We start from the raw sequence: 23,821 nt of genomic DNA on the forward strand, positions 1-23,821 counted from the left end.
GTTATTTTCTAATCTTCCAAAAGGCTATATTTTTCCTTTTGTATGTGTATGTGATATATAAAAAATCTTCATCCTGAATAATAGCCGGGTATGCAAATTCGCCCTCACCTGTACTCAGATCTCTGATTTTTTCCCATGTCTTTCCATCGTCTTTTGAAACTACAAGAGAAATCGGTGTTCTATCTCCCCAGTTTACTCCAATCGGATTATATACAAGAAATAATTTTCCATCTTTGGAACGTATCATGTCGATTCCACTGTTGTTATTCGGAAGTTCCGTGGCATAAGCTTCCGTCCAAGTATCCCCTCCGTCTTTGGAGTCGCTCCGGTAGATCATTCCTTCAGTACTTCGAAGAAGCATGTGCACCTGATCCGGGATACTTTCCCATAAAGTTGGCTGAATCACACCTCTTCCATAAAAAGACTGCTCACTTACCGGAATGGAACTGTCATCTTTTCCGACTGTTCGCTCTCCACTCTTATACTCCAGCTGACTGATTTCAACTTCCTGTGATTTATTCCATGTTTTTCCATCATCATCGGAACGATCCACAAATGCTTTCCAAATTCCCTGTTCAGTAGATCCCGGTGCCAGGATTCTTCCGCTTTTCAGACGGATCGGTTTGTTTCTCACCGGTCCTCTGCCTCCCTGATCTCCCGGAACCAGTTCTTTTTCTTCTCCAAAAGTTTCTCCGTTGTCTTCAGAAACCCGGTACATGGTCCGCCATTTACTTATTTCATTTCCTACTTTGTAAAAAATGATGATCTTCTTTTCATCAACCCGGAACAACACCGGATTCCAGTGTGCTTCCTCGGACTGTGCCAGAATTTTCGGTTCTTCAAAATGTTCTTCATTTCCCCTGGTGAACCAGATTGCCACATCACCGTTTCCTTCTTTTGTCCCACCAAACCAGGCTGCAAGAAATCTGTCCGGTCCGATTTTCAGTAATGTGGAAGCATGACACATGTCTGTGGGACACTTTTCCATAATCAGTTTCATTTCATCCTCCCTTATCTTAGTTCGTTCTGTATTTCAGAACATCGTTCTGTTATATAGATATTTTTTTGTGAACGCGAATAGCTCACGTTCACATTTATAATAATTTCTGCTGTTTATAAAAGTGTCTGTTATCTATATATTCTTTCTTAACAAGTATTTTCAGGATAAACGATTCTCGATCTTCGCCACATATTTCTTGATCAACAATGCCCATTCCTGAATCTGGTCATCTGTAAAATGAACTGCAAGACCGCTGACACTGATCGCTGCATATAGCTTATGAGTCTTGTCAAAAATAGGCATTGCCACACATTTCACCCCAAACTCATGCTCCATGTCATCGATTGCATATCCTCTCTGCCTTGTTGCCTCAAGCTCTGCTCTAAGCTGAACCGGATCGGAAATCGTATGATCTGTATAGACAGTAAGGGTTTTCTGAAGATATTCATTTATTTCTTCTTCCGAAAGATTTGCAAGCATTGCTTTACCGATTCCGGTACAATGCATATCAGCTCTCTCACCCAGAATAGAACGCATCAGATTGACAGACTCAGCCGGATAAGTTGCTTCCAGATATACAACCTCTCCATCATGAGGAATGGCAAGATATACTCTTTCATTTGTAAAATTGGCAAGTTCCTGCATATATGGCATTGCTATCTTGATAATGGAAAAAGTTTCTTCCATTGCCCTGCTCAATGCAAAAACCTGCATTCCCAGTTTATATCGCTCTGTCTCTTCATCCTTCTCCAGATAATCCATTGCCTTCAGTGTCGTCAGAATATCATAAACATTACTCTTGTACAGACCAAGACGGTCGCTGATCTCTGTGACACCCCAGGTAGGCTTTACCAAAAAACAATTCAGAACATCCAGTGCTTTTTTTAATGACTTAACTTTGATCTCATCCTGATCCATTGACGTTCTCCCGCTGTTGTTCTGTATTTCAGAACTTTGTTATAAATTATTTTGTAACTAAAGAATAGCACATTTATATTATAATAACAATTGGACAAAATTCATATATTTATTTTCAGTTTTTCATGCAAAAATGCCAAATATGAGAACTATGTAAAAATACAAAAAGTACCAGAACACCCTGTCTATGTGTGGAGGAGGGTATCCTGGTACTCTGACATTCTATTGGTTTAATTAAATTAATTTCTTTTAGCGTGGCCCGGTGGGGTGCGCGAGGGGAGAGCGGCCTTCGCAACTGTGAGCGCCCTCCCCTCGCACAAGGTTTTACCTGATTGCCAAATCATTGACGGTTTGCAAGGAAGTTCCTTATATTTTTAGAAAAGTCCCGTAATCTTTCCAGTCTCATCTACGTCGATTCTCTCTGCAGCTGGTACTTTCGGCAGTCCTGGCATGGTCATGATCTCGCCAGTCAGGGCTACAATGAATCCTGCGCCTGCGGAAATCTTCAGGTTACGTACTGTAACTTCGAAGTCTGTCGGTGCACCGAGTTTTGTCTGATCATCTGTCAGGCTGTACTGTGTCTTAGCAACGCAGATCGGGCAGTTGCCGAAACCAAGAGCCTCAAGCTGTTTTGCCTGTTTCTGGGCATTTGCTGTAAGTACAACTCTCTTGCCACCGTAGATTTTCTGTACGATCTGGTTCAGTTTGTCCTCGATGGAGCCTTCCAGTTCATAGGAATAAGTAAAGTCGTTTGGCTCTTCAACCAGACGCAGAACTTCTTCTGCAAGTTTGATTCCGCCTTCGCCGCCTTTTGCCCATACTTCAGAAAGAGCAACGTTTACGCCGAGTTCTTTACACTTAGACTCTACAAAGTCAAGCTCTGCCTTGGTATCTGTCGGGAATGCATTGATAGCAACTACACAAGGAAGTTTATATACATTCTTGATGTTGCTTACATGTTTCAGAAGGTTCGGGATACCTTTTTCCAGTGCTTCCAGATTTTCGTTGTTGAGGTCAGCTTTTGCTACACCACCGTTGTATTTCAGGGCACGTACAGTTGCTACGATAACAACAGCGTTCGGGTGCAGATCTGCCATACGACACTTGATGTCGAGGAATTTTTCAGCACCAAGGTCTGCACCAAAGCCTGCCTCTGTGATCGCATAATCAGCAAGCTTCAGAGCCATCTTTGTTGCTGTTACGGAGTTACATCCGTGTGCGATATTTGCGAATGGTCCGCCATGTACGATTGCCGGAACGTGTTCCAGTGTCTGAACAAGGTTTGGTTTCAGGGCATCTTTCAGAAGTGCAGTCATAGCACCTTCTGCATGAAGGTCACCTGCTGTTACCGGTTTCTGCTCTGCAACTTTACCATATGTGTATCCGATGATGATTCTGGAAAGTCTTTCCTTCAGGTCTTTGATGTCACTTGCAAGGCAAAGGACTGCCATGATCTCGGATGCAACAGTAATGTCATATCCGTCTTCACGAGGCATACCATTTGTCTTTCCGCCGAGGCCGTCTACTACGTTACGGAGCTGACGGTCATTCATATCCACACATCTTCTCCATGTGATCTTTCTCGGGTCAATGTTCAGTGCATTGCCCTGGAAGATATGGTTGTCGATCATTGCAGCAAGAAGGTTGTTGGCTGCACCGATTGCATGGAAGTCACCTGTGAAATGAAGGTTGATATCTTCCATCGGAACTACCTGTGCATAACCGCCGCCTGCTGCTCCACCCTTTACACCGAATACCGGTCCGAGGGATGGCTCACGGAGAGCTACCATTACGTTTTTGCCGAGTTTCTGCATACCATCTGCAAGACCTACGGTTGTTGTGGTCTTTCCTTCACCTGCCGGTGTCGGGTTGATTGCAGTTACAAGGATCAGTTTACCATCCTTTTTGTCACTTTCTTTCAGAAGATTGTAATCAATTTTTGCTTTGTATTTTCCGTACTGCTCCAGATATTTGTCATCAATACCTGCTTTTTCTGCAATCTCTGTGATTGGAAGCATTTCGCACTCCTGTGCAATTTCGATGTCACTTTTGAATCCCATAATTGTCTCCTTTCTGTAGGCGCCGCGTCACTTTTTAGTTAAAAAAAGCAGTATCCGAGGTTTCCTCAAATACTGCCCAGACGGTCGGCTCTGCAAATCTCTGATTCCCATGTGGTGATTTCCACTGCTCCGCCAGTCATCAGAGATTCTTTTAAATTGTTGAGACAATTTTATCATAAAGACTTTAGTTCGTCAAGAAATTATCAAAATTATTCTTTTCTTTTCGCAAAAGTACAAAAAAATCAAAATAAATTTTGTATATTTTGCACATAGAATCAAGGACTCTATATACTCTATGCAAAGGGGACCTCGCCGGTCCCCTCTGCACACCCCTGGGCTTTTTTACTCCTCCCAGGTTATCTATGTATGTAAACATACAAAAAGTACCAGAATCCCCGATCTCCGTATGGAGAAAGTTATTCTGGTACTCTATCATTCTATTGATTAACTCTAACTTTTATTTTGTTTCAGCGGGGCCAAAAAGGGGGAGTCTGAGGGGGAGCTTCGGCCTTTCGCAACTCCGAGATGCTCCCCCTCAGGGGTTTTCTTAGGTTGTCAAACCATTGACGGTTGTTAAGGAAGGACCTTAAAAAAGTGGTCTCAAGGCAGGGTATAACTCCTTGAATTTCTGGTAACGTTCCTCGTACTTCGCCACAAGTTCTTCTTCCGGCTCTACGGTATCTACGACATGCGCCATCTTTTTACCAATCGTTTCAACATCCGGATAAGCTCCGCATCCAACGGCCGCAAGCATTGCGCCACCCATGGACGGGCCTTCTTCTACTTCCAGTACATCGACTTTCAGGTTCATAACATTTGCAATGATTTTCTTCCACAGAGGGCTCTTTGCACCACCGCCGCAGATCTTTGTACGCTCAATCTTAATACCAAGTTTTCTTGCAACTTCCAGAGAATCACGGAGACCGAAAGCCACACCTTCCAGAACAGCCTGTGTCATATCAGCTCTTGTGCTGTCCATGGACATTCCGAAGAAGACACCTCTTGCATCCGGATTATTATGCGGAGATCTTTCTCCCATCAGATACGGAAGGAAGAATACATTGTTTTCACCAAGTTTCTGAATCGGTGCCTGCTCCGCTGCGAAATCTTTTGTCTGAAGAATTTCTTCTGCCCACCATTTGTTGCAGGAAGCCGCACTCAGCATACATCCCATCAGATGATAACTTCCGTCTGCATGGCAGAAAGAATGCAGTGCATTGTTTTCGTCAACACCAAAGTTTTTACTGGAAATAAAGATAGTTCCGGAAGTACCAAGAGAAATATTACACTGTCCGTCACCAACAGTTCCTGTTCCGACAGCAGCTGCCGCATTGTCACCGGCACCTGCTACAACTTTAACGTCTGCTGAGAAACCAAGCTCTTCTGCCACTTCCGGTTTCAGTGTACCGACAACTTCCCAACTCTCATACAGCTTTGGAAGCTGTTCTTCTTTTACATCACAGATTTCCATCATTTCTTTTGACCAGCAGCGATTCTTCACATCAAGAAGAAGCATACCGGATGCATCAGAAACATCTGTGCAGAAAGATCCGGAAAGTCTGTATGCCAGATAATCTTTCGGAAGCATGATCTTTGCGATCTTTGCAAATTTATCAGGCTCGTTTTTCTTCATCCAGAGGATCTTCGGAGCTGTAAATCCTGCAAATGCAATGTTTGCTGTGTATGCAGATAATTTATCTTTACCGATCTCATTGTTGAGATATTCTGTTTCTTTCTGGGAACGTCCGTCATTCCAGAGAATTGCCGGGCGGATCACCTGATCATTTTCGTCCAATGTTACCAGCCCGTGCATCTGTCCGCCAAAACCGATTCCGGCTACCAGAGAGCGGTCAATTCCTTCTGTCAGTTCTTTCATTCCCTCAACACTCTGGGTAAACCAGTCTTCCGGATTCTGTTCTGACCAGCCCGGATGCGGGAAAAACAATGGGTATTCTTTTGATACGATATTACAGATCTTTCCGGATTCTTCCATCAGAAGAAGTTTTACTGCGGAAGTACCAAGGTCAACGCCGATATAATACATGTTTCCTCCTAACTGTGCACTCCATCATATGTATAAAACTCATGCACATTCTGTTTGCGATTGCTATTAATTTTTTATCTTTATTTTTCTTTTTGCCAAGACATCCCAGGAAAACTCCCGGGATGCCTGTATTGTTTTATTTTGTTATAGTCAGAATGTGTAGATTAACCCCATGGATTTTCTGTCGGATATCTTACACCTGCCGGCTGGTTGTAACCAATCTTCTTTACGTCCAGTCCGAGGAATTTCACTACTTCGAAGAACTGTTTTCCATAATGTCCGAACATAACTGCTCCGTGATGCGGATAGTTGCCCTCGATCAGTACGTGGCGATAGAATCTTCCCATTTCTTTGATAGCGAAGATACCGATACCACCAAAGGATCTTGTCGGTACATCTAAGACTTCTCCTTCTGCAACGTATGCTACCAGTTCACCTTCGGAGTTGCACTGCAGACGATAGAATGTGATATCAGAAGCAGCGATGTCACCTTCAAGAGTTCCTCTTGTAAAGTCTGGATCAGATCCTGCCGGCTCAAGAAGTCTGTGCTGGATGAGCTGATATTTAACGGCTCTGGATTCGCACATCTTGCATGCAGGAGTATTTCCACAATGGAAGCCCATGAATGTATCTGTCAGTTTGTAATCATATTTTCCTTTGATATCTTCATCATAGATATATTTCGGAACAGAGTTGTTGATATCAAGCAGAGTAACAGCATCGTTGGAAATGCAAAGTCCAATGTACTCACTGAGTGCGCCGTAGATATCAACTTCACAGGATACCGGAATACCTCTGGAAGCAAGGCGGCTGTTTACATAGCAAGGTTCAAATCCGAACTGTGACGGGAATGCCGGCCAGCATTTATCAGCAAATGCAACATATTTTCTTGCACCTTTATGAGCTTCTGCCCAGTCAAGAAGAGTGAGTTCGAACTGTGCCATTCTTGCATTGAGATCTTCGTAATATCTTCCTTCACCCATTTCTTTTGCCATATCTGCACAAACTTCCGGGATACGAGGATCGTTTTCATGCTCTTTGAAAGCAACGAGAAGATCAAGTTCGGAGTTTTCTTCGATCTCAACGCCCAGTTCATAAAGACCCTTGATTGGTGCATTACATGCAAAGAAATCCTGCGGACGTGGTCCGAATGTAATAATCTTGAGGTTACGAACACCGATGACAGCACGTGCAACCGGTACAAAATCACCGATCATTTTTGCAATGTCATCTGCTGTTCCAACCGGATATTCCGGAATGTATGCTTCAAGATGACGCATCTTTAAGTTATAGGAGCAGTTCAGCATACCACAGTAAGCATCACCACGTCCGTTGATCATGTCGCCATCGCCTTCTGCTGCTGCAACATACATGCACGGTCCGTCAAATCTTTCTGCGATCAGTGTCTCCGGTGTTTCCGGTCCGAAGTTTCCAAGAAAAACAACCAGCGCGTTACACTCTGCTTTGTTTACATCTTCGAGAGCTTTTTCCATGTCTTGTTCGTTCTCAACAGTCACAGGACATTCATAAAGTTCTCCTTTATAAGCTGCTTTGATTGCTGCGCGTCTCTTCTCGGAGAGCTGAATCGGGAAACAGTCACGGCTTACTGCAATGATTCCAAGTTTTACTACCGGTATATTATTCATGATATAAATTCCTCCATATTATATAGAATGTATTTCTGCGTTTTAATAAAAAATCACAATCAGTCGATTCCAACATTTGCACCTTTCAGTCCGTTGAATGCACCTTCAATAGCTGCTTCTTCATGACCGATCAGCCATTTGTTCTTCGCTGTGAGAAGCTTGTCTTCTCCCTCGGAAGCTGTTTCAAAAGTCAGTTCTGTGTTGGTTCCTTTCGGAAGGACAACAACGCACTGGAAACCGCTTTCATTTACATGGCATGGTGCATAATGCAGTGTAGTTGCATATACTTCGATTGCAGTTCCTGCAGGAACAAGGAAAGCTTCTACTTTTGATGTGTCATATGTAAAATCTTTCTCCACATCCTGCTGATGTCCGATCAGCAGTACAAGGTCTGTCACTGCAACATTGATCTCGGAGCTGCGGTGATATTCCAGACCGTTTAATTTCTTGTTATGTCCGTTGCAATATCCGATTTCAATCGGCAGACCGCCATATCCCTTGTTCTGCAGTTCTTTTGCAACCGGCAGCGCTTCCATTTCTTCTACGGAAGGAACATAAGTCACGTCCTCCGGAACCGGAGTGTGTTTCATTTCCTTCAGAAGTTCCGTAAAATCATACCCCTCCAGTACTTTACCATATCTACGGAACGCATCATCTGCTACATTCTGAATCCTCACCTGAAGTTACCTCCTTTATTTTTTATGTTGAATTCAGTATAGCATGAGCTGCTTTCAATTGCGCCAGATTTTTTGTCCTCTTTAGTGCACTTTTTTGACCTTGTATTTTTTTAGTTGTCAAAACATTTATAAAAATTCCAAAAAAACAGGTGCCTGCGAGAGCGCCTGTTTCATCTTTCTTTATTTTTTATCTGCTTTATCGAGTTCACTCGGCAAAATGCCGTAACGCTTCTGAAATTCCCTTGTAAACGCGCGGCTGCTGCTGAATCCGTTGTCCAGTGCGATCTGGCTGATCGTCTTGTCGGTATTCAATAATTCTCTGTATGCGTAAGTCATGCGAATATCCTGCAGATATGTCTTAAAATTGACATTTGCATATTTCTGAAACATTCTGGATAAATATGCATCCGAGTAGCCAAACATATTCGCAACTTCAGCCAGTTTCAATTCTTCCTGATAATGTTCTCTCATATAGGAAGTGATTCTTGCAAGCGCATCCAAACGTCGGCTGTGACGTACTTCCTGCTCCCCTGCCTCATCAAGACGATAATGATTGACCAGAAGATACAATACATCATAATAAAAAGAACGGATTTTAAACTCATACCCGGTTCCGCGTTTGCCGTAAAGTTTATACATTTCACGCACGAGTTTTGAAAGCTTTCCGTCCATTTCCGGTATGCTTCCCGCAAAACGGATAAAACGGTGTGCCGTAAAATAATCTTCAAACTGTTTCAGCGGAATCTGCAAAACTGCCGTATGGTTTTCCTCCGGTGAATCAATTGAATGCACTTCATTTGAATTAATGATCATCAGCTCTCCCGCCTTAAGCGGATGCTTCTCGTCATTCAGGTAAAATGTCAGCGAACCTTCCATCACCGCAAAAATCTCAACGGATGTGTGCCAGTGCTTTTCCCGTACATAATTTCCCTGACTTCCCTCAAACAAAAAGAATTTAAATGGCAGTCCCTCATCCGGGATCACCAGTTCATGCTGGAATTCCATGCCATACCCCTCTCCTGAATCATTTTCAATAATATTTATATACCCCCATAAATATTTCTACTTAATTCCTATCATAGCATGAAGATATTCTATTTACAAGCAATAGAAAAAGTAGCCTCCACCTCACCGGGAATCCTTTATCTATCTTATCGCATCCTTCATTGATTTTACATATTCTTTTATGTACGGTACACATTCTGCGCCATGTTTTTCACAGAGTTTTACGATCGCAGAACCTACAATCACTCCATCTGCCTGCTCTGTCATTTTCTTCGCCTGCTCCAGCGTGGAAATTCCAAAACCGACCGCACACGGAATATCCTTCTGCGCTTTTACAAGCTGAACCATCGCTCCGATATCTGTCGTGATATGGCTTCTCATACCGGTAACGCCAAGAGAAGACACACAATAAACAAAACCTTCTGCCTCTTTTGCAATCATAGAAATACGTTCATGAGAGGTCGGTGCAATCAGAGAAATCAGATCCAGTCCATACTTCTCCGCTACCAATGCAAACTCCTCTTTTTCCTCAAACGGCACATCCGGAAGAATCATCCCGTCCATTCCCACTTCCGCTGCTTTCCTACAAAAACGCTCTACACCGTAAGAAAAAACAACATTCGCATACGTCATAAATACCATCGGAATTGATGTATTTTTACGGATTTTTGCAACCATATCAAATACTTTATCAGTCGTAACCCCACCAGATAAAGCACGTAAATTCGCCCCCTGAATTATCGGTCCCTCTGCTGTCGGATCAGAAAAAGGAATGCCGAGTTCAATCAAATCTGCACCGGCTTCTTCCATTGCATAAACGATTTTTTCAGTAACATCAAGAGATGGATCCCCACAGGTAACAAACGGGATAAATGCTTTTCCTTTTGCAAATGCTTCTGTAATTCTCTTATTCATGGATATCCTCCCCTCTGTAACGTGCTATTGCCGCACAGTCCTTATCTCCACGTCCTGAAATTGTAATAACTACGATCTGATCTTTGCGCATCTGTGGTACGATTTTTCTTGCATATGCCACAGCGTGAGCACTCTCGATTGCCGGAATAATACCCTCAATTCTGGACAGATATTCAAAAGCATCTACCGCTTCATCATCAGTTACCGGTACATATTCCGCACGTCCGATGTCATAAAGATGTGCATGTTCCGGTCCGACTCCCGGATAATCCAGACCAGCAGAAATGGAATAAACCGGTGCAATCTGACCATATTCATCCTGACAGAAATAAGATTTCATTCCATGGAAAATACCGAGTTTTCCAGTTGCGATCGTTGCTGCTGTTTCTGCTGTATTTACACCACGTCCAGCAGCTTCACAGCCGATCAGACGCACACCTTCATCCTCGATAAAGTTATAAAATGTACCAATTGCGTTGGAACCGCCACCTACACAGGCAAGTACGGCATCTGGAAGTTTTCCTTCTTTTTCGAGGATCTGTTCTTTTATTTCTTTAGAAATAACAGCCTGAAAATCACGTACGATCGTCGGGAACGGATGCGGACCCATGACAGAGCCGAGTACATAATGTGTGTCGGAAATACGGTTTGTCCACTCTCTCATTGTCTCAGAAACAGCATCTTTTAGGGTCGCAGTTCCTGATGTAACGGCATGTACTTTTGCTCCCAGAAGGCGCATTCTGTATACGTTTAATGCCTGACGTTCCGTGTCTTCTTTACCCATAAAAACTTCACATTCCATGCCCATAAGAGCAGCTGCCGTTGCCGTTGCAACACCATGCTGACCGGCACCTGTCTCTGCAATGACACGTGTTTTTCCCATTTTTTTTGCAAGTAAAACCTGTCCGAGAACGTTGTTGATCTTGTGTGCTCCAGTATGGTTTAAGTCCTCACGTTTCAGATAAACTTTTGCCCCGCCAAGGTCTTCCGTCATATGTGCGGCATAATATAAACGAGACGGACGTCCTGCGTAATTGTTGAGTAAGTCTGTCAGCTCACGGTTAAATTCCGGATCATCTTTATAGTGATTATAGGCCTCTTCCAATTCCAGCACTGCATTCATCAGTGTCTCCGGAATGTACTGCCCTCCATGTATTCCAAATCTACCTTTAGACATTTGCTTGATTTCCTCCTCTATGTTTTCCTTCAAAATATTCTTGTTGCTCTACAATCTCTTCTCTAATCCTGTACTGCGTTTCTTACAATATCCACAACTCTTCGGATCTTTTCCGGATCTTTCCACTTTTCTGTCTCCACACTACTGCTCAAGTCCACCGCAAACGGGTGAATCTCCCTGAGCGCCTGCTCCAGATTCTCTTCCCCGATTCCTCCTGCAAGGAAAAATGGACGTTCAATCTTTGGAATCAAAGACCAGTCAAATGTCTTGCCGGTTCCACCGCTGCCCTGATCAAGCAGGATATAATCTGCCGGACTCTGCAATGAATTCTCCATATCATCGGCTGTTTTTATGGAAAAAGCTTTGATGACCGGCTTATCTGTATGTGCTTTTAATTCTGCAATATAAGACTCCTTCTCCTGTCCGTGAAGCTGTGCCATGGCAAGTGTTCCATCATCTAAAAGTGACCTTACAAGCTCCATTGACGCATTGACAAACACCCCGACCGGCTGAATTTCCGGTGAAAGATTCTTCACCAGTTCTCTTACCTCATCTGCTGTCACACTACGGAAGCTTTTGGGAAATTCAACGATAAATCCACAATAATCAGGATTCGCTTCATTGACTGCAAGGATATCTTCCCTGCGTCTTAAACCACATATTTTAATCTTTGTTTTGCTGAAATTTTCTGTTTTCATTTCCTGTATCTCTATGTACTTATGCTTCTTCTAAAGGTGCTCCATTCAGTTCCTCCAGTGCTGCTTTTTTATCTGGACTGCGCATAAGTGTCTCTCCGATCAGCACAGCTTCAATCTGATTTTCATGTAATTTTTTGATATCTTCTGATGTTCGGATACCGCTTTCAGATACAAAAATCACATTGTCCGGTGCAAGTTTACGAAGCCGTATGCTGTTCTGCATGTCCACTTCGAACGTCTTGAGATCACGATTATTGACACCAATGATCCTTGCTCCACTCTTTATTGCACGCTCTACTTCTTCCTCGTCATGTGCTTCTACCAGCGCATCCATACCAAGGTCTTCTGCCATTTCTCGATATTCCCGAAGCTGTTTATCATCCAGAAGCGCACAGATCAGAAGTACGGCTGCGGCTCCGTATGCGGCTGCCTGCAAAATCATATAATCATCGATTACGAAGTCTTTTCGAAGGACCGGAATGTCTACTTCCGATGCAATTTCCCACAGATACTGATCTGAACCCTGAAAATAAAAAGGCTCTGTCAGGCAGGAAATAGCCGCTGCTCCGGCTGCTTTATACTCTTTCGCGATCTCCAGATACGGAAAATCCGATGCGATCAGTCCCTTTGACGGGGAGGCTTTTTTGACCTCGCAGATATAAGACATTCCCGGTTTTTTCAGTGCCTGGTAGAAACTGTGTGGTGTTTTTGCCGTTTCAGACTGGATCAACGGATTCAGAAGCATCTGGACTTTTTTCTGTCGGATCTCGTTGATCAGATCTTCACGGGGCATTTCTTTTTTATCTCTTTCGATACGCTCTCTCGTCTTTTCGGCAATCTCATTCAATATATTCATAATAATAAATTTCCTTTTCTTATAAAGTTCAGATATACAATCCCTTCATTCGGAACAATACTCTGACTTTCCTATTATAGCACTTACTCATTTGAGCAGGCGATAAATTCATCCAGTTTTTTCAGTGCCGCACCACTGTCAATCAGTTCTTCAGCCATACGGACACCGGCTTCCATTGTCTCAGCTTTGCCTGCAATATAGAGTGCTGCACCCGCATTTAAGCATACTGCCTGACGCTTCGGTCCATTCTCTTCTCCTCTTAAAATTGCCTTTGTGATCTCAGCATTTTCTGCCGGAGTACCACCTGCAAGATCATCTTTGGAACATCTTTCGTAACCGAACTGCTCCGGTGTGATCTCATAAGACTGGAACCAGCCATCCTTGATTTCACAAACAGACGTAGGTGCGCTCATTGAAATCTCATCCAGCTTATCCTGTCCGAATACAACCATTCCTTTTGTCACGCCAAGCTTCGCCATTACCTGTGCAAGCGGCTCTACAAGTGCCTGATCAAATACTCCCATCAGTTCCATATTGGCGCCCGCCGGGTTGCTTAAAGGTCCGAGAATATTGAATACTGTACGGATTCCAAGTTCTTTACGGATCGGTGCCACATACTTCATTGCGATATGATAATTCTGTGCAAACAGAAAACAGATATTGATTTTTTTGAGGAGTTCTGCACTCTTTTCCGGTGGAATCGTAATATTTACACCAAGTGCTTCAAGTACATCGGCAGCACCGCTTTTTGAGGATGCTGCACGGTTTCCATGTTTGGCAACCGGAACTCCGCCAGCTGCAATAACCAGTGAAGAAGTAGTGGAAATATTGAAAGAATTGGCCCCGTCACCACCTGTTCCGACGATTTCAAGTACATCCAGATCATGCAGTAATTTAATACAGTGTGCACGCATTCCTGCTGCAGATGCAGTGATCTCATCAATCGTCTCGCCTTTCATGGAAAGTGCCGTCAGATAGGAAGACATCTGTACCGCTGTCGCCTGTCCGCTCATGATTTCATCCATAACTGTTTCTGCTTCCTGATATGTCAGATTTTCTTTTTTGGAAAGTTTTACGATTGCTTCTTTAATCATTTTAATTTCCTCCTGATTATTTTTTTATACCAAATTCCTATAACTATGAATACTTACGAATTGTTTCGTTGCTCTGCAACTCTCATAAAGTTTTCCACCATCACTTTTCCATCCGGTGTCATGACAGATTCTGGATGAAACTGTACTCCGAAAATCGGATATTCTGTATGTTCAACAGCCATGATTTCACCATCTTCCGCCTCAGCAGTAACCCTTAAGACATCTGGTAATTTTTCTCTTACTGCTGCCAGTGAATGGTATCTTGCTGCCTGAAAGCTGTCCCCAAGTCCTTCAAAAAGAGGGCTCTTTCCAACCGTATAAATGGTCTTTTTCTTTCCATGCATCAGTTCCTTTGCATAGGAGACTTCCCCGCCGAAAGCTTCACAGATTGCCTGATGTCCGAGGCAGATACCAAGGATTGGAAGTTTTCCGGCAAAGTATCGAATTGCCTCAATGCAGATTCCTGCTTCTGCCGGTCTGCCCGGTCCCGGTGAGAGAATCAGTACTTCCGGCTTCATTTCTTCGATTTCTTTTACGCTGTATTCATCATTTCGTACAACTTTTATATCCGGTGCTACGGAACCGATCAGCTGATATACGTTGTACGAAAAGCTGTCATAATTATCAATCAGTACGATCATTCCAGTCCCTCCTGTGCTTTCTCGATTGCCAGTACAACCGCTCTCGCCTTGTTGCAGCATTCCTCGAATTCTTTTTCCGGAATACTGTCCGCCACAATTCCGGCTCCGGACCGGATACAGATCTCACCTTTTTTCTTGTATACCAGTCGTATTGCAATGCAGGTATCAAGGTTTCCGGCAAAATCCAGATAACCGATAGCTCCTCCGTAGATGCCTCGTTTACTCTGCTCCAGTTCTTCGATGATCTGGCATGCACGGAACTTCGGTGCTCCGGATAGTGTTCCTGCCGGAAGAATGGAATCAACGGCGTCTATTGCATCTTTGTCCTCTCTGAGTTCACCTGCAACCGTGGAACCGATGTGCATAACCTGTGAAAAATGTTCCACAGTCATATATTTTTCTACTTCAACCGTTCCGATCTTACTGATCCTTCCTATATCATTTCGCCCAAGATCGACCAGCATATTATGCTCTGCAAGTTCCTTTTCATCTTTTAAAAGTCCGGCTTCCAGTTCCTGATCTTCTTCTCTTGTCTTACCCCTCGGTCTTGTTCCGGCAAGAGGAAATGTTGTCAGTTTTTTGTCTTCAAGTTTTACCAGTGTCTCCGGTGATGCACCTGCAAGTTCGATATCATCACTGGAAAAATAGAACATATACGGTGACGGGTTTGTCGCTCTTAAAACTCTGTAAGTATCAAATAAGCTTCCCTCTGCTTTCGCCCTCATCGGATTAGAAAGCACAACCTGAAAAATGTCACCTTCATGGATATAATGCTTTGCTTTTTCAACCATACCGCAGTATTTTTCTTTTGGGAACTGTGGTTTGATCTCAGATGCCAGCTTCAATGAAGGAAACTCCTCTTTCTCTCCATCGCGTATCAGATCTGCCATTTCCTGAAGTTTTTTTTCTGCTTTCTGATAAGACTTTTCAAGATCATCAAGCATCACTCCTGTAATCAAAAGTACCTTCTGGCGATAATGATCAAACGCAATTACCTGATCAAATAACATCAGATCCATGTCCCTGAAATCCGGATCTTCGTGCTCTCCAAGCTTTAATTTCGGCTCGCTGTATTTGATATAATCGTAAGAAAAATATCCTACCAGCCCACCGGTAAACGGAGGCATTTCTTCCATCACCGGACTTTTATATTCTTTCAAAATCTCTCTTAAAGTGTCTCCCGGATGCGCGACCTGTTTTGTAATTTCTTCTTTATTTTCTTCTTCTGTACGACGTATCTTCATGCATCCATCTGTGCAGGTAATTTCCATCACCGGTTCGTATCCGAGGAAAGAATAGCGTCCCCACACTTCTGTCTGGCTGGCACTTTCCAGCAGATAACAATGTCTGCTTGCCTTCCTTAAAGTTCTCATAACTTCTACCGGTGTATATCTGTCTGCATACACTTCCCGGCAGACCGGAACTCTTTTGTACTGTCCTTTTGCTGCAATCTCTCTGATGTTTTCCAGTGTAGGATACATGTATCTTTACCTCCTCCTGATGCATTTCTTAGAATGTGTCTGATAAAGCGGAGCATTTTACGTTATTGGAATATTACAGAATAATTTCCTGTAACATAAAAAGCCCGTCCATGACAAAGATTCCTCTGTCAAGGACGAGCAATAAACTTCACCCGCGGTGCCACCTTGATTCACGAAATGACTCGTGCGCTTTGCGGAATACCTGCATATTCCCGGCAACTTACGTATGCCCTACGTCACAGAATACTAAGCTACTACCTTTCCCTGTGCCCTCAGCGGTCCATTTAGCAGCCTGCATTTCCATCCAGCTCTCACCCACCCGGATTCTCTGTGCGCGCATAACAGCTTTTATCTCCGCTTCAACGGTTTAACTTATTAAATTGAATTTTCTATAAAATAGCATGATTTTTTTTAATTGTCAATAGGGTTAGACAGATTTCACATTTTTTATTCTCAACTTTGTGATTCCCCTCTTTTAAACTTCGGAGAATATGATATAATAAGCAAAGAAAAAAAGCAGTGTCATACAGGCACTGTCGTATCATAAAAAGGAGTTTATCCACTATGAAATTTATTTATCCTGCGGTTTTCCGCAAAACTGACAAAGGAACTTACCGGGGATTTTTCCCTGATCTTGAAGACTGTTACGGTGAGGGCGACACACTTGACGAGGCCATCGAAGAGGCTAATGCAGCTGCCTACAACTGGATCACACTTGAACTTGATGAAGATGACTGCCAGCTTCCGCCGGTTTCCGATGAGGATGATCTGGAACTTCAGGATGGAGATATTGTCCGGAATATCTCCGTCAATATCAGATTTTATGAGGGTTGGGATGAATGATCATTCCAACTTTTTTTGTTCAGGGAATATTTACCAGAACTACAGATACCGGTGGAACGTTGATTCGATTCCACCGGTATTTTTGTATTATGATATTTTCAGAAACATTGCCACAGCAAATTTCTACTTCTCTTTTACTGCTTTTTCTGCCGTTTTCGGAGTACCAGTATCGCCGCTGCCATCACTCCCGAAAGTACAAGGATTCCGACAAATACTTCAAGCGGTGTATTGTCTCCGGTCTTCGGACTGGATGCTGTTTTCACACTGTGTGATACAGCCGTCGTACTGCCGCCCGGTCTTCCCTGCACCGTTGTCGCTCTTTTAAGCGCTGTAGTTGATTTGGTTGTCGGTATCCGGGTAATGACCGGTGTCGCAACAGGCTTTTTTGCAATCAGTCTTGTATTCACAAACTGAATTGCATCCGTTTTACTTCCGCTTCCCTTCCTTGATGCCCAGACTTCTGATTCGAATCCTCCCTGTCCATCATTCAGGACATATACCGTCACTTCATAGGGGCTCTGGTCATATCGTATATTCTTTACGGAACCGGATTTCTGAGATATTTCATAATGATATTCCCCGGGTTCCGTATATTCGATTGCTCCAAACAACCCTCTGCCCGCTCCATTTGAGACTGTAATACAAAGTTCCGTTTCCTGTGGTATCGGTACCCCGCTTTCCTTTGCGGAAAGCACATACTCAAAAACTCTGCTGTCTGCGCTGTTCTGGTTCCTGTAAATAACCGAAACCGGAAGTGTGACCCGGCAGCTGTTTCCTCCCCTATCCGCCATCACCTGACCCGGCAAGAGCAGTATCCCGATCAGCGCCGAAATGCAGAGCAGCCTGCATAACTTTTTTATTTTTTTTATCATGTCTGATTCACCTGCTTTTCTTTTTCAAGCCGCCCAAAGAGGATCACACGGCCATTTGTTTCTGCCTCAGCACAGGTTGACAGCCCGATCAGCCGGTCCTGCCTGGTAATTCCGATGTCCCGGTACTGCACAGCTTCTTTTTGGATATATGCAAGCAGTTCTGCCATGTTTTCCTGCTTTCTGACTTCCGGCCGGTACACCAGCCTGTCATAAGCATCCGTCTGAAGACACGCATACAAAGTGATTTCAACGCTTCTTCCATCCGGATAAAAAAGCCTCCCTGTCTGATGCTTTTCAAAATAAGTCCTGTCAGTAAACCGGACCACATCCCCAAACATAGCACCATTTGCCATATGATGCCCAAAGAGCAGATTATAACAGTCGCTGAAATCTGATGTGTTTTCACTGTCCAAAAAAATGGTCCCGGACAATGAAAACTCTCCATACACACCTTTGTTTACATATTCCATATCGTCTTCGCCCTGTACGATTGGATAATCCACATGGGTGCCGTCTATCGTCAGCCATCCACGGACATCCGGATTGATTGCCAGAAGTTCATTAAGACCTGCATCATCCTCATCCACTGACACAGACGGTTTATACTTCATCAGATTCTGAGAGACAAACGCCCCCTGATACAGCATTGCCGTATCCCACAGGGCATAGACGCCGTACAAAAGCATCACAGTTGCCAGAATTGCCGCCACGAAGCTGACCAGCCAGTCACCTGTCTTTGATACAAAAACAATTATTTTCATTTTTTTCCGTAATGTCTGACGCGAAGGAACGCAAAACCAAGGATAAAGGCTGCTGCTACCATGATCGCATATGGAGCGATATCCATTACGATACCCATCGGAGGTGTTGCATCTTTTGTATTTGTATAGCTGACATTCGTATCTGCCGTAATTGTTCCGGTAGCCGTACCATCTTTAGAAGAATCTGCATTTGCAATGCTGGTTGTATAACCATTCGCATTTGCCTCAACCTCTGTAATAGTATAAGAATCATTTGCAGAAAGGCCATAGATTGTAACACTGTCGCCTGATTTCAGTGTGATTGCTGTACTGCTTCCATTCCACTGTTCAATTGCTGTTTCACCATTTTTTGTAACATAATATACTTCATCGTTATTGCTGCTGTTTATTGCAATATTAAACGCAAATTCTTTTGACAGATTACCAAGCTTCCCGGTTACTGTCTTTGATACCGTCAGATCCTGTACCTGACCTTCTGCATGATTATATGTGTTCGTAAAATTTGCTTCCGACAGCTTGTCTCCGGTGGCCTCATCAAAGAAGCGGTAGTCAAAAGAGTCATCTGAATATTTGTAGATATCCAGAATCTTTTTTTCTGTAGAATAAGCAATGCCTTCAAATCCACTTGTCGAAGTCTCTTTAATCACATAACGGTAAATTCCCGGTTCAACAAACGATGATGCATTGACCATAAGTGCTGTATCCTTCGTTTTCTGTTTACTCCCGATATCACTTTTTGCAGATGAAAAACCAATGCTTCCTGTTGTAGATCCATTCGCAAAAGTTACACCGCCTGCAGGGCCGACTTCTACTTTATTGTCCGGATCCGCAACTCCCGGAGCAATCTCAAAACCAAAAGTTGTATTCGGTATATATGAATTTTCATATTTTTCCAGTGTTTTTGAAATTTTAAGTCCGTCAACACCTTTGCCGATTGGACTGGTTGCTGCTATGACCGGCACAGCCATTACCGTCATCATTGCACCAGCTATTACAACAGCTGCCATTTTTTTCATAAATTTCGCTTTGCTTATCATACTTACTTCCTCCTTAAACCTTTTTACTGCTACATCTCTGCCATCCTCTGCGGAACTTCTTCCAGATACCTGTTTTTTTCTTCCATGTCTGTCTTCAGCTCTTCCAGAAACTGACGGATATACAGAATCTCATCATTCCTATTCAGTCCTTCCGCCTGTTCTTTTTCATAGATTTTCAGACTTTCAAGAAGTGTCCCGCATACATTGTGGATTGCCTCCCCATTTCCGTTAAAGCCACGGTACAATCTCCGTATCGCCTCATTTTCCGACATCTGAAATGCTGTCGCATAAAGTTTATGGAGCATATAGGTTCTGCGCCCACCCTCTTTCCAGAGTGCAATGTAACGTGTCCCTTTTTTCGTACGTGAAGACACAACTACATGCGTAGAAACCTTTCTCCCGTCAATTCCTGTGCCGTCTACTCTGCGGACAACTGCATTTTCGTTTATCTCATATAGTCCTTCATATCCTTTTATATCCCGCCACATACTCTCACCTTATCCTGTCTGTAATCTTTTTTACTGCTCCGTCACTCATCCATCAGATACCCGAACGGCGTACTATGGTAATGACTTTTCCTTTTATTTCACTTGTATCCACTACCCCAAAAGACCTGCTGTCCTTTGCTCCTTCCCTGTTGTCGCAGAGAATAAAATACTGATTCTCTTTCAGCGCCAGAGGATATTCCACCTCTGAATCATATGCCGGTGTCGTATAAAAAATATTGTCTTCCATCACCGTGCTTTTATTGACCATTAAATCTGACTCATCCGTGATCTCCACAACATCTCCGGGCACTGCCACGATCCGTCCGGTATACTGTATACCTTCCTTTTGGAATACCACAACATCATCACTTTTCAGATTTTTGTCCAGTCTGTAATAAAGCATCAGATCACCCGCACATACCGCCGGCTGCATATCTGCATTTGCCATAGGCGTTAGCCCAAAGACCACTCCAAAAAGAATCCCGATAACCGTGATCAGCAAAAACAGCCTGACCAGAAAATTACGAAGTGCTCTCATATTTCTCTCCGATTTTTATCTTTTCCGCCGTGCCGGCTTCAGAAGAAGTCCGGCCACGCCGATTCCTGCAAGTGACATCACAGCAAACGGAAGTGGCTCATCTGTGATACCCATCGGAGCCGGTGTTTCTTCTTTCCACTGCGCATAAAGCACGTTGCTATCTTCATCCAATGTATCGATTCGGATCACATCACCTTTCTTCAGAAGGACTCCATCGCTTCCGTCCGCAGAAGTGCTCCAGCCGGCGAAGTAAAATCCGCTCATCTTTACATCAACACAATCGTTATTGATTGTATAGTTCTCATTCGGATTTTCGATTTCCACAACATCGTCTGCTTTTTTCTCTCCATTTACCATACCGCCGTTGTAATTATAGGTAAGCGTTGTTTTCCTTTTTTGTGTCCATTTTGCATAAAGGATCACATCCTCTTCCGGCATCACAAATTCATTCCCCGGGTAATAATCCATACCGGTACCATCTGCCTCTGTATTCCAGCAGAGAAATCCTTTCGAGTTTTCCGGCACCGCCCAGTCTTTCGGGACTCCCGCCATCTTTGCTTTGGCACCGCCCGCATAACGTCTGGTATCAAGCAATGTCGGAGTATTTATTTCTCCGTTATTTGCATCATAAGTAAGTGTGTAACTGCCTTCATTTGCCCACTGCGCATACAACGTAAGATCTTTCGTGAGAATCTGGTCAAAGTTAAACGGCTGCGTTCCTGCTTCATCCATTGTCCATCCGACAAACCTGTAGTGTGTCCTCTCCGGATCTTCCGGCTTCCGTGCCACATGATTTGCTTCAAACTGTTGTTCCGGAATCTGTGTTGCATTCTCCCCGGTCACAAACGTAACTGTGATCGTCTTTGCTCTCCACTGTGCATAAAGTGCCAGATTAGATGCCGGCATTTTTGCATTATCAAAAGAAAATTCAGAACCCTCTTCACATCCCGGAGTTGTATACCATCCTGCAAATTCCGTCATATATTCCGGAAGTGAATCCGGCGGCTGCGGTGTCCAATTCTGATTGGAAATATCCTTCTCGAAACGAATAAATTGAACTGTTTTTACCGGTTTCTGACTGACATTGTAAAATTGGAGGTCATATGTTTTTCGTGTGTAATAAAAATTATACGTTTGGTCTGCATTTTCCCGTCCACCATCGGTCACTTCCTGCTTCTCATAGTCATATCCCGTAATATTTTTGGGATTAAAAGATCCTGCCGCATATACAAACTGGCTGTAATCTGTTAATTCTGTATATTCATCATTGTCTACGTTCTGTCCCCAATAACGTACATCCAATTTATACAAATTCGATTGCCAGTCTGCTGTATAATTCTGTATTTCATTGTCTTTATCTGTCCTTATTAAGTCCTCTGTAACTGTCTGTCGCTTTGAGGTTTTAAGTATTTCTGTGTTTTTTCCGCCTTTCCATCCATTAAAATACCAGTTCCATCCCCAACCACTGTTATTGTACTGTACCTCATTTCCGGCCGGCCATCTGTCTGCGATCGCTTCACCGTATTTTGCGGTAAACGAATAATTACTTCCTGTATATGTCTTTCCTCCGATCTGAATACTTCCATTTCCGTCATTCAGATGGAATTTAAAAACATAAGAATTTCTCGCATACCGTACATTCAGTACCGTAGACCCGTCACCTGCGATCGTCACATCTTTCGATGCCTTTGAATCATAATGAAAGCAGGAATACCTTGTGGCATTTCCATAAATATCTGCTTTCACAGTACTTCCAGTCGCACCGCTTGCCGACTCCTGACTGACATAATCATATACACCTGTCGTCAACGTTTCTTTCCAGTACACAACCTTGTAGCCGGCAGTTCCTTCTCTCCATTTCGCATACAAAATAAGATCTGTTTCTACCGTCTGTCCAAATGTGTATGCCTGACTGCAATCCTCATCGGTGAACCATCCGTCAAATATATATCCGGCTTTCACAGGATCAGAAGGCTTCTGTGAGTTCTCACCATAGGAAACCAGCTGCGGATCTACTGCCGTTCCACCATTTGATACAAAGCGTATCCAGCTTGCTTTTTTTACTACCGGATAAAGGATAAAATCACCGTCTGCGCTGCTGATCGTATATTCACTGTCCGGTTGATTGGACTCTGCGTTCCCGGACCAGCCGACAAATACATATCCCACCTCTGCTTTGTATCCATAATTTTCTGAAACAGGTATAATTTTTTCACCATCTGCCAATGCTTCAGTATGAAGGATTCTACCATGCTCTCCATTATCTGTTTTGTAATAGACATAATGTACATTACTGAACTTTGCAAAAAGATCGAGTTCCACATTTTCTGTGAGATTACCGTCCTGTTTTCCGGCAATCTGTGCACCTGTTTTCAAAAAATCCTCTGCTGTAAATTCCGTTCCGTCTTCCCGAAACCACCCCAGGAATTTTTTCTTATCTGCATTTTCACCGGATGCCGCCGGTGTCTGCGGTTTTACTGGAATTTCATTTTCAGAAAGAATCTGGGTATTAATCGGATCTTCTGATTTATCTTCTGTTCTATAAAAACGGCAGGTTACCGTAAAGTGTGTTTCCGGATCAATAAGGATTGTCTGTACGCTGACTGAACCCGCTTCATCCGAACTCATCTCTGCATTCCCGGATACCTCTGTCGAATCAGCCGTTTCCTGCTTCGTTACCATCCCCCGATGCTCGTCCGCATCTGTGTCCTGCATCTGCGTCGTCTCTGACACTGGAGTTTCTTCCTGCGTTTCTTCTTTCGTAACTTCTTCCTCTGCCGCTTCTTTCGACTCCTGCGGCCCCTCTTCTGCCGTCTGTTCATCTTCAGGGAGTGCCGTCTCATCAGATTGAACAGCCACCTCTGCTTCATCGTCAGTAACATCCGGACTCTGTGCAAAAATCTGCGGATCTGTCTGGCAGATGAAGGATAAGACCACAGCCAACGTCAACAGGAATACCATTATCTTTCTTATTCCTTTTAACATTCCGTTTTTCTCCCTTCCTCCTTTTTCATATTTGTCACAGTTTTTATGTCTTTCTGTTTCAGCATTACTCCGTTTTCTGTGACAC

At 43.5% G+C, this 23,821-nt stretch carries 21 protein-coding genes and 1 riboswitch; of the genes, 1 reads left to right on the forward strand and 20 read right to left on the reverse strand.

Features of this window, described 5'->3' with window-relative positions; genetic code table 11:
• Nucleotide 1 precedes the first annotated feature (1 nt).
• The 14 genes from DWW86_RS11855 to trpE all read right to left on the reverse strand — a co-directional run bounded on the left by DWW86_RS11855 (nucleotide 2) and on the right by trpE (nucleotide 16,212).
• Complete coding sequence (locus DWW86_RS11855) at nucleotides 2-1,000, reverse strand: sialidase family protein (protein WP_117943332.1); 999 nt, start codon at nucleotides 998-1,000, stop codon at nucleotides 2-4.
• A 159-nt stretch (nucleotides 1,001-1,159) separates the two neighbouring features.
• Complete coding sequence (locus DWW86_RS11860; protein ID WP_117943334.1) at nucleotides 1,160-1,918, reverse strand: IclR family transcriptional regulator; 759 nt, start codon at nucleotides 1,916-1,918, stop codon at nucleotides 1,160-1,162.
• A gap of 374 nt (nucleotides 1,919-2,292) precedes the next feature.
• Complete coding sequence (locus DWW86_RS11865; RefSeq protein ID WP_072522902.1) at nucleotides 2,293-3,978, reverse strand: formate--tetrahydrofolate ligase; 1,686 nt, start codon at nucleotides 3,976-3,978, stop codon at nucleotides 2,293-2,295.
• Nucleotides 3,979-4,045: 67 nt separating this feature from the next.
• Nucleotides 4,046-4,128, reverse strand: a riboswitch (ZMP/ZTP riboswitch).
• A gap of 436 nt (nucleotides 4,129-4,564) precedes the next feature.
• Nucleotides 4,565-6,022, reverse strand: coding sequence for a xylulokinase (xylB, locus tag DWW86_RS11875; protein WP_015543228.1), 1,458 nt, complete (start codon nucleotides 6,020-6,022; stop codon nucleotides 4,565-4,567).
• Between the two features lie 164 nt (nucleotides 6,023-6,186).
• Nucleotides 6,187-7,668, reverse strand: a complete 1,482-nt coding sequence (locus DWW86_RS11880) for an L-fucose/L-arabinose isomerase family protein (protein ID WP_117943338.1) — start codon at nucleotides 7,666-7,668, stop codon at nucleotides 6,187-6,189.
• Between the two features lie 59 nt (nucleotides 7,669-7,727).
• Nucleotides 7,728-8,345 carry a DUF4867 family protein gene (locus DWW86_RS11885; protein WP_072522900.1) on the reverse strand — a complete coding sequence of 206 codons (618 nt, stop codon included), beginning with the start codon at nucleotides 8,343-8,345 and terminating at the stop codon, nucleotides 7,728-7,730.
• 180 nt (nucleotides 8,346-8,525) lie between these two features.
• Nucleotides 8,526-9,350, reverse strand: coding sequence for an AraC family transcriptional regulator (locus DWW86_RS11890; RefSeq protein ID WP_015543226.1), 825 nt, complete (start codon nucleotides 9,348-9,350; stop codon nucleotides 8,526-8,528).
• A 141-nt stretch (nucleotides 9,351-9,491) separates the two neighbouring features.
• A complete protein-coding gene (gene trpA, locus DWW86_RS11895) occupies nucleotides 9,492-10,265 on the reverse strand; it encodes a tryptophan synthase subunit alpha (RefSeq protein WP_117943340.1) in 774 nt (257 codons plus the stop codon).
• Nucleotides 10,258-11,442 carry a tryptophan synthase subunit beta gene (gene trpB, locus DWW86_RS11900; RefSeq protein WP_117943342.1) on the reverse strand — a complete coding sequence of 395 codons (1,185 nt, stop codon included), beginning with the start codon at nucleotides 11,440-11,442 and terminating at the stop codon, nucleotides 10,258-10,260. The genes trpA and trpB overlap by 8 nt, the downstream gene beginning before the upstream one ends.
• A gap of 62 nt (nucleotides 11,443-11,504) precedes the next feature.
• Nucleotides 11,505-12,140, reverse strand: coding sequence for a phosphoribosylanthranilate isomerase (locus tag DWW86_RS11905; protein WP_117943344.1), 636 nt, complete (start codon nucleotides 12,138-12,140; stop codon nucleotides 11,505-11,507).
• A 19-nt stretch (nucleotides 12,141-12,159) separates the two neighbouring features.
• Nucleotides 12,160-12,996 carry an indole-3-glycerol phosphate synthase TrpC gene (gene trpC / locus DWW86_RS11910; protein WP_072522896.1) on the reverse strand — a complete coding sequence of 279 codons (837 nt, stop codon included), beginning with the start codon at nucleotides 12,994-12,996 and terminating at the stop codon, nucleotides 12,160-12,162.
• Nucleotides 12,997-13,079: 83 nt separating this feature from the next.
• A complete protein-coding gene (trpD, locus tag DWW86_RS11915) occupies nucleotides 13,080-14,090 on the reverse strand; it encodes an anthranilate phosphoribosyltransferase (RefSeq protein WP_117943349.1) in 1,011 nt (336 codons plus the stop codon).
• Nucleotides 14,091-14,143: 53 nt separating this feature from the next.
• A complete protein-coding gene (locus tag DWW86_RS11920) occupies nucleotides 14,144-14,731 on the reverse strand; it encodes an anthranilate synthase component II (protein WP_117943351.1) in 588 nt (195 codons plus the stop codon).
• Nucleotides 14,728-16,212, reverse strand: a complete 1,485-nt coding sequence (gene trpE, locus DWW86_RS11925) for an anthranilate synthase component I (protein WP_117943353.1) — start codon at nucleotides 16,210-16,212, stop codon at nucleotides 14,728-14,730. The genes DWW86_RS11920 and trpE overlap by 4 nt, the downstream gene beginning before the upstream one ends.
• 564 nt (nucleotides 16,213-16,776) lie before the next feature.
• Here trpE and DWW86_RS11935 point away from each other — a divergent pair.
• A complete protein-coding gene (locus DWW86_RS11935) occupies nucleotides 16,777-17,055 on the forward strand; it encodes a type II toxin-antitoxin system HicB family antitoxin (protein WP_015543219.1) in 279 nt (92 codons plus the stop codon).
• A 134-nt stretch (nucleotides 17,056-17,189) separates the two neighbouring features.
• Here the strand turns inward: DWW86_RS11935 and DWW86_RS11940 are convergent, their stop codons facing one another.
• Genes DWW86_RS11940 through DWW86_RS11965 form a run of 6 tightly spaced genes read right to left on the reverse strand, consistent with a single transcriptional unit; the run spans nucleotide 17,190 to nucleotide 23,736 of the window.
• Nucleotides 17,190-17,927 carry a streptococcal pilin isopeptide linkage domain-containing protein gene (locus DWW86_RS11940; RefSeq protein ID WP_117943455.1) on the reverse strand — a complete coding sequence of 246 codons (738 nt, stop codon included), beginning with the start codon at nucleotides 17,925-17,927 and terminating at the stop codon, nucleotides 17,190-17,192.
• The gene (gene srtB, locus DWW86_RS11945) at nucleotides 17,924-18,688 is read right to left on the reverse strand and encodes a class B sortase (RefSeq protein ID WP_117943355.1); all 765 of its coding nucleotides are present in this window, start codon (nucleotides 18,686-18,688) and stop codon (nucleotides 17,924-17,926) included. The genes DWW86_RS11940 and srtB overlap by 4 nt, the downstream gene beginning before the upstream one ends.
• Entirely contained in the window at nucleotides 18,685-19,725 is a 1,041-nt protein-coding gene (locus tag DWW86_RS11950) for a DUF7601 domain-containing protein (protein ID WP_117943357.1), read from the reverse strand. Before DWW86_RS11950 ends, srtB begins: the two co-directional genes overlap by 4 nt.
• Nucleotides 19,726-19,754: 29 nt before the next feature.
• Nucleotides 19,755-20,213 carry an NUMOD4 domain-containing protein gene (locus DWW86_RS11955; RefSeq protein WP_072522889.1) on the reverse strand — a complete coding sequence of 153 codons (459 nt, stop codon included), beginning with the start codon at nucleotides 20,211-20,213 and terminating at the stop codon, nucleotides 19,755-19,757.
• Between the two features lie 52 nt (nucleotides 20,214-20,265).
• Nucleotides 20,266-20,751, reverse strand: coding sequence for a signal peptidase I (gene lepB / locus DWW86_RS11960; protein ID WP_117943359.1), 486 nt, complete (start codon nucleotides 20,749-20,751; stop codon nucleotides 20,266-20,268).
• Nucleotides 20,752-20,766: 15 nt separating this feature from the next.
• The gene (locus DWW86_RS11965) at nucleotides 20,767-23,736 is read right to left on the reverse strand and encodes an InlB B-repeat-containing protein (RefSeq protein ID WP_181985351.1); all 2,970 of its coding nucleotides are present in this window, start codon (nucleotides 23,734-23,736) and stop codon (nucleotides 20,767-20,769) included.
• Between the last annotated feature and the right edge of the window lie 85 nt (nucleotides 23,737-23,821).

Source organism: Ruminococcus sp. AF17-22AC, from assembly GCF_003460065.1.
Taxonomy (GTDB): domain Bacteria; phylum Bacillota; class Clostridia; order Lachnospirales; family Lachnospiraceae; genus Blautia_A.